The organism is Photorhabdus sp. RM96S (assembly GCF_042879335.1).
Classification (GTDB): Bacteria; Pseudomonadota; Gammaproteobacteria; order Enterobacterales; family Enterobacteriaceae; genus Photorhabdus; species Photorhabdus kayaii.
The window spans coordinates 1-222 of the sequence record NZ_JBHFKT010000311.1 but is presented as its reverse complement, the minus strand read 5'-3'; the positions used below and the strand labels follow the sequence as shown (position 1 = coordinate 222).

Here is a 222-nt window from a genome sequence, read left to right as displayed (position 1 = left end):
AGCCGTCATTGAGAAATCTTCTTCTGAGTAGAAAACTTTCAGTGATGGCTTCTTCAATTTAAGGCAGTAAGCAATCAATCCACCTAAAACGCACAACAGAAAACCTTTTATCTGTCATTCCGCAGCTATATCTGTAATATACTGATTTAAAATCGTTTGTATAAAATTTATGCATTTATTAATTCTTAATTAAAACAACAAATTATGAATGCGGTGCGGAAT

At 32.0% G+C, this 222-nt stretch carries 1 pseudogene; it reads right to left on the bottom strand.

Annotated features, from left to right (window positions below):
• Positions 1-111: pseudogene (locus ACGF49_RS25500) on the bottom strand (IS982 family transposase); the annotation flags it as partial.
• Between the last annotated feature and the right edge of the window lie 111 nt (positions 112-222).